We start from the raw sequence: 6000 nt of genomic DNA, 5'->3' as shown, positions 1-6000 counted from the left end.
CGGTTGTTCCGATGCCTGAGGTTAACAGCTCGCCGCGAAAGTTAACAGCCCCACCGGGCCTTTTTGAAACCGTCTCTAAGAATGGCAAAACCGCGCGACTGCTTCGCCTCCCACCTCGCATCGCTCGAACATCGCGCACACAAAAAAATACAAAACAGATAACGAATGGTTTGCAGCCCAAAGAATCTGCGATTTCCCGCCAACGGACTTGACAATTTCCGAAACATGCGGCACTCGGTGTTGCACTCGCACCACAATCGATAGACTGATCTTAGGGTGGGGAGGATTTTTTTTCGTGGGAAGGGAACGATATGGCAAAATGCCAACGCACTGAAAGTTAGACGCTGCTCGAAGTCTACACAGAGCGGTGCCGCGTTTTTTGTGCCGCACCAATGTTATACTTCGAGCAATGTATGACTTGTCATCGTCAACAGGCTCGCAGTAAACCTGCGGTAATCTCAATTTCGAGAGGAGAAATATGAATAAACTTTCAAAGCTCGCGTTCATTGCAGCTACCGCAGTTATGGCTGCATCCGCTTCGGCACAGTCGGTGCCGGCGTCGCGACAAGCCGTGAATGACAACTGGGTGAATGGCACGGGCGAATGGGTGTGGATGAACGGCACGAACGAGCTCTGCTGGCGCGATGCGTTCTGGACGCCGGCCACCGCCAACGCGAAGTGCGATGGCGCACTGGTCGCCCAGGCACCGGCACCGGCCCCGGTCGCACCGGCTGCTCCGGCCATCACGAGCCAGAAGATTACGTACCAAGCCGATACGCTGTTCGATTTCGACAAGGCCATCCTGAAGCCGGCCGGCAAGCAGAAGCTTGACGAACTGGCTGCGAAGATCCAGGGCATGAACGTCGAAGTAGTCGTGGCCACGGGCTACACCGACCGCATCGGTTCGGACAAGTACAACGACCGTCTGTCGCTGCGCCGTGCGCAAGCCGTCAAGTCGTACCTGGTCAGCAAGGGCGTCCCGGCGAACAAGGTCTACACGGAAGGCAAGGGCAAGCGCAATCCGGTCACGGGCAACACCTGCAAGCAGAAGAACCGCAAGCAACTCATCGCCTGCCTCGCACCGGACCGCCGCGTGGAAGTCGAAGTGGTCGGTACGCAGGAAGTGCAGAAGACGACCGTTCCGGCGCAGTAAGCCGCGCATCGATCGCACCTGCTTCCAAAGCCCCGCTTCAGCGGGGCTTTTTCATTGACACGGCCCGCCCATCGCGCGAGCGCGTTCCTGGCGACCTCGCCCGCCCGCTTATATACTCGTGGCTTGACGGGCGCGCCGCCGCCCTCCTACCCGCATCCGCTTGCCGACATGACGAACGCCGATCCGCACGAACTCCAGAAATTCAGCGACCTCGCTCACAAATGGTGGGATCCGAACGCTGAATTCAAGCCTTTGCACGACCTCAATCCGGTGCGCCTGAACTGGATCGACGCGCACGCGCATCTGCCCGGCAAGCGTGTCGTCGACATCGGCTGCGGCGGCGGCATCCTGTCGGAATCGATGGCGTCGCTCGGCGCGCAGGTCAAGGGCATCGACCTCGCGACGGAAGCGCTCGGCGTCGCCGATCTGCACAGCCTCGAAAGCGGCGTCACCGTCGACTACGAGGCGATCGCGGCCGAAGCGCTCGCCGCACGCGAGCCGGGCACGTACGACGTCGTCACGTGCATGGAGATGCTCGAGCATGTGCCGTCGCCCGCGAATGTCGTCGCCGCGTGCTCGACACTCGTGAAGCCGGGCGGCTGGGTGTTCTTCTCGACGCTAAACCGCAACCTGAAGTCGTACCTGCTCGCCGTGATCGGCGCCGAGTACATCGCGCAGATGCTGCCGAAAGGCACGCACGACTACGCGCGCTTCATCCGACCGTCCGAACTCGCCCGCTTCGTGCGCGCGACCGATCTGCAGATCGTCGAGATCAAGGGCATCACCTACCATCCGCTCGCGAAGCGCTTCACGCTGTCGAACGACACCGACGTCAACTACCTCGTCGCGTGCCGCCGCAGCGCCTGACCCGTCACCCGTTCCGATCGCGCCCATGAGCTTTTCTTCGCCCTCCTTCGCCGCCCCGCTGTCCGACGCGTTGCGTCTCGATGCGTGCGAGGCCGTGCTGTTCGATCTCGACGGCACGCTCGCCGACACCGCCCCCGACCTCGCGGCCGCGGTCAACAAGATGCAGCGCACGCGCGGCGTCGCCGAAACGCCGCTCGACGCGCTGCGCCCGCTCGCGTCGGCGGGCGCCCGCGGCCTGATCGGCAGCGCCTTCGGCATCGTGCCAGCGGACGCGGAATACGATGCGCTGCGCGACGAATTCCTCGCGAACTACGCGGTCGATCTATGCGTGCATACGACGCTCTTCCCGGGCATCGGCGCGCTTCTCGACGACCTCGACGCGCGCGGCGTGCGCTGGGGCATCGTGACCAACAAGGCCGCGCGGTTCACCGATCCGCTCGTCGCGCTGCTCGGCCTTGCAGGACGCGCCGCATGCGTCGTCAGCGGCGACACGGCGTCGCATCCGAAGCCCCATCCAGCGCCGCTCCTGTATGCGGCAGAGCGGCTGTCGCTCACGCCCGCGCGGATCGTTTACGTCGGTGACGATCTGCGCGACATCCAGGCGGGCAGCGCAGCCGGCATGCCGACCGTGGCGGCCGCGTACGGCTATTGCGGCGATGGCGCCGCGCCCGTCGACTGGCAGGCGCATCATCTCGTCGGGACGACCGGCGAGCTGCTGCGACTGTTGCGCGCGTTGCGCTATAATGATGGATCCGCTGGGGGCGACCTGGTTTCGACAGGGGTTGTGAAGCGGCTAGGGCATGTCGAGGACCCGTCACCTCGTTAATCAATGGGAAAAACGTAACTGCAAACGACGATACGTTCGCACTGGCAGCCTAAGGGCCGCCGTCCTCTGCCTAGTTCACTGACGGGCTAGTGTCGCAAGACCGGTAGCAATACCGACAGAGGTCATATACGTCAGTTAAGCCTTGCCGGCGTCACGACGGCCGGGTCGAAAACCTAGTGAATCGCCGTAACGGAGCGTGTTCGTCCGCGACGTTACGGTTAAATCAAATGACAGAACTAAACATGTAGAACTGGTCGTGGACCGCTTCTGGACGCGGGTTCGATTCCCGCCGCCTCCACCATTTTCCTGCCTAGCGTTACCCGTCTTTACCCAGAAAACCCCGCCCAGCTTGGCTTCGCGGGGTTTTTTATTGCAAACTACACCCAACGTTGTCCGGTAGAAACGACCCCAAACCGGGGGTTTTTCTGGGGGCTCTCCAGCCCTCCACCAGCCGCCCCCCCCCAAACCCCATTCATCCTCAGCCAGCAAAGGAACGCGCATGGCGCTGATTGATATGGCGATCCGCCCCACGAATACCCCACAAAGCCCTTGTTATTCGAGGGCTTTTCTTTTGGTCACGGCAATTTCACGCCGTGCTTTCAATATCCGACGCAAGCGGCGCATCGTGTGCGCGCTGCCCCGCACCGCCTCCGCTTCGTCCCGGCATTGCCACATGCGCGAGCGCAACACAGCGGGTAATACATGATGGCCTTCGTTTTTTATCGTGGCAGGCTAGCTTGCCGGTCGCTGAGCCGAATCCGATTTCGCCGGACGGCCGCCGCGCCCCGCTTGCCGCTCAATTATTGCCAGGAACGGATCCATGCGAATCCCCGAGCTCGCGCTCTTTCTGCGAGCATGGCTGCGCAATCCCCGCCAGGTCGGCGCACTCGCGCCGTCCGGCCCCGCGCTCGCCACGCTGATGACCGCCCAGATTCCCAGCGAAAGCGCGCTCGTGATCGAGCTCGGCGCAGGCACGGGCGTCTTTACGCGCGAGTTGCTGTCGCGCGGCGTCGCCGCCGATCGGCTCGTGCTCGTCGAAGCCGATCCGGCGTTCGCCGCGACGCTGCGTCGCCGCTTTCCCGACCTGCGGATCATGAACATGGATGCGGCCGAGCTCGGCATCACGCGCGGCCTGTTCGGCAATGCGCGCGCAAGCGCCATCGTCAGCGGATTGCCGCTCGTCGCGATGCCCGTCGAGCAGGCGGTGGCGATCGTGCATGGCGCGTTCGCGATGCATCTCGGCCCGGGCGGCGCGTTCTATCAGTTCACCTATCTGCCCCGCTGCCCGATTCCCGCCAGCCGGCTCGCGGCGATCGGCATTCGCGCGGAGCGCATCGGTATCGCGTGGGCAAACGTGCCGCCCGCGGCCGTCTATCGGCTGCAGCGCTGCGCGGACTTCTCGGGTTCCCCGTCGTCGATCGGCCATGCATGGCCGGGTGCGCGACCGCCTTCGGCGGCCGCGTGACGCCATGCCGGCGACGTGCCGGCAACATATCAGCCGCAGCAGCTTGCCGCGTTCGTGTTCGCTCGTGTTGTTCGACCGGCGAGCTCATGCGCCGCATCGTGCGCGAAGCTGCCGGACGCATTGCGCAGCCGGTCGCCGCCTCGCTCGCCTCTCGCGCGGCCGCATCATGCGGCGCTGCGCCAGAACGCCGTCAATCCATCGGACACTTCAAGTTGCAGCCGTTCGGGTCCCCAATGTCGCCCTTCCTGCGCAAGTCCGACTTCTTGCCGGTCTGATATTTCTTCGACGGCGCCGACGCGGCGAACTGCATCTGCGGATGCTCGTTCAGCCGGAACTGCTCGTTCAGGATGCCGCCCGGCACGCCGGGGGAGTTCTGCGCGAACGCGACCGTCGTCGCGGCCGCGGCGAGCGCGCCCGCGACTGCGGACGCGACGGCGAGATGGGTCAGGAGCTTCATCGATGTCGAACGCCGGTGCGGCGCTTTGGCTCATACGAAAGGAAGCAGCTAGCGTAACGCAAATGCACACGCCTTGCAGCGCCACCCGCATGCCCGCTTCGTTACCGTTGATGACCGTCCGCGCGCGCTTCGCCCGCCGTGCCCGCGAGGCCCGCCGGTACGTCGACGAGCGTGCCGCACGCGCTCGGATCGTAGCCGTCGAGCCGTGCGACGGCAGCGCGATAGCCGTCGTCGCGCAGCAGCGCGAGCGCAGCAGCGAGCGGCGCGTCGCCGAGCCGCGAACGCTCGCACGCGAAGTAATAGTCCTCGTCGACGACCGGAATGAAGTCGAGCCCGAAGTGGCGCGCCGCGGGCTCGACGCCGAAGCCGAGATCGGCCATCCCGCTCGCGACGAATGCGGCGATCGCCGAATGCGTCAGCTCCGCCGACGCGTAGCCGTTGATCCGCTCCGGATCGACGCCGATCTCGCGCAACGCGAGATCGAGCAGCATCCGCGTGCCGGAGCCCGGCTGCCGGTTGACGAAGCGGATATCGCTGCGCGCGAGATCGGCAAGCCCCACGACTCCCTTCGGGTTGCCGCGCGGCACGAAGAGGCCCTGCTTGCGGCGCGTCAGGTGAATCAGCACGTGATCGGCGTCGTCGAGCCATGGCCGGTAGATCTGCGCACAGTGCGTGCGAAACGCGCCGCGCGGCAGATGAAAGCCCGCGAGATCGCATTCGCCGCCCGCGAGCGAATGCACCGCCTCGACGCTCTCGCGGTACTTGATGTCGACGGGCGAGTTCGCGTCGACGAGCGCGGACACGAGCGCCGCGACCGCATAGCCGTGCGACGCTTGGATCCGCAGCGCGCCTGCATGTCGCGCGAGCCGCCGGTTGAGAACGCTCGCGACCTCTGCCGCAAGCGCGCGCAGGTTGCCGTCGAGGCGCTCGCCGGCCAGCCGCTGTGCGTCGACGACCGCCTGCCCGAGTTCCGACAGCGACGAACCCTTGCCGCGCACGGTCTCGATCAGCGCGCCGCCGACGCACGCCTCCAGCGCGCGCAGCAACCCCCAAGCGTGCCGGTACGACAGCCCTTTTGCCTCGGCCGCCTGCGCGATGCTGCCCGTCGCCGCGACGAGCTCGAGGAGCGGTGCGACGTCGGTCAGGCTCGCCGTGCGGCCGTCGTTGTCGCGCACGATCAAATGCGCGTCGCATTCGACTCGAATCATTTATGTAATTCCATTTCCTATTGC

General features: G+C 65.0%; 6 protein-coding genes, 1 other RNA gene and 1 pseudogene. 6 read left to right on the top strand and 2 right to left on the bottom strand.

Annotation, left to right across the window (positions count from 1 at the left end):
* Nucleotides 1–478: 478 nt before the first annotated feature.
* The 6 genes and pseudogenes from ompA to WS69_RS07935 all read left to right on the top strand — a co-directional run bounded on the left by ompA (nucleotide 479) and on the right by WS69_RS07935 (nucleotide 4311).
* A complete protein-coding gene (ompA, locus tag WS69_RS07955) occupies nucleotides 479–1153 on the top strand; it encodes an outer membrane protein OmpA (protein WP_059470245.1) in 675 nt (224 codons plus the stop codon).
* Nucleotides 1154–1321: 168 nt separating this feature from the next.
* Nucleotides 1322–2020, top strand: coding sequence for a bifunctional 2-polyprenyl-6-hydroxyphenol methylase/3-demethylubiquinol 3-O-methyltransferase UbiG (gene ubiG / locus WS69_RS07950; protein WP_059470248.1), 699 nt, complete (start codon nucleotides 1322–1324; stop codon nucleotides 2018–2020).
* A 25-nt stretch (nucleotides 2021–2045) separates the two neighbouring features.
* Nucleotides 2046–2765, top strand: a pseudogene (gph, locus tag WS69_RS07945) (phosphoglycolate phosphatase); the annotation flags it as partial.
* A gap of 12 nt (nucleotides 2766–2777) precedes the next feature.
* Nucleotides 2778–3147: a transfer-messenger RNA gene (gene ssrA / locus WS69_RS07940) on the top strand.
* A gap of 198 nt (nucleotides 3148–3345) precedes the next feature.
* A complete protein-coding gene (locus WS69_RS33085) occupies nucleotides 3346–3552 on the top strand; it encodes a hypothetical protein (RefSeq protein WP_156437997.1) in 207 nt (68 codons plus the stop codon).
* A 114-nt stretch (nucleotides 3553–3666) separates the two neighbouring features.
* The gene (locus WS69_RS07935; protein ID WP_059470244.1) at nucleotides 3667–4311 is read left to right on the top strand and encodes a class I SAM-dependent methyltransferase; all 645 of its coding nucleotides are present in this window, start codon (nucleotides 3667–3669) and stop codon (nucleotides 4309–4311) included.
* Between the two features lie 190 nt (nucleotides 4312–4501).
* On the opposite strand, the gene WS69_RS07930 is transcribed toward WS69_RS07935, so the two are convergent.
* Together WS69_RS07930 and WS69_RS07925 are read right to left on the bottom strand one after the other, a co-directional pair.
* Nucleotides 4502–4768 carry a hypothetical protein gene (locus WS69_RS07930; RefSeq protein ID WP_059470243.1) on the bottom strand — a complete coding sequence of 89 codons (267 nt, stop codon included), beginning with the start codon at nucleotides 4766–4768 and terminating at the stop codon, nucleotides 4502–4504.
* Nucleotides 4769–4869: 101 nt separating this feature from the next.
* A complete protein-coding gene (locus WS69_RS07925; protein WP_059470242.1) occupies nucleotides 4870–5976 on the bottom strand; it encodes a substrate-binding domain-containing protein in 1107 nt (368 codons plus the stop codon).
* Nucleotides 5977–6000: the final 24 nt, after the last annotated feature.

The organism is Burkholderia sp. BDU5 (assembly GCF_001522845.1).
GTDB classification, from domain to species: domain Bacteria; phylum Pseudomonadota; class Gammaproteobacteria; order Burkholderiales; family Burkholderiaceae; genus Burkholderia; species Burkholderia mayonis.
The sequence above is the reverse complement of the archived record's forward strand: the minus strand, read 5'-3'. Positions and strand labels throughout refer to the sequence as shown.

Coding starts and splice junctions, on each gene's coding strand:
- WS69_RS07925 (WP_059470242.1), bottom strand. CDS start 5,976: ATGATTCGAGTCGAATGCGACGCGCATTTGATCGTGCGCGACAACGAC.
- WS69_RS07930 (WP_059470243.1), bottom strand. CDS start 4,768: ATGAAGCTCCTGACCCATCTCGCCGTCGCGTCCGCAGTCGCGGGCGCG.
- WS69_RS33085 (WP_156437997.1), top strand. CDS start 3,346: ATGGCGCTGATTGATATGGCGATCCGCCCCACGAATACCCCACAAAGC.
- ompA (WP_059470245.1), top strand. CDS start 479: ATGAATAAACTTTCAAAGCTCGCGTTCATTGCAGCTACCGCAGTTATG.
- ubiG (WP_059470248.1), top strand. CDS start 1,322: ATGACGAACGCCGATCCGCACGAACTCCAGAAATTCAGCGACCTCGCT.
- WS69_RS07935 (WP_059470244.1), top strand. CDS start 3,667: ATGCGAATCCCCGAGCTCGCGCTCTTTCTGCGAGCATGGCTGCGCAAT.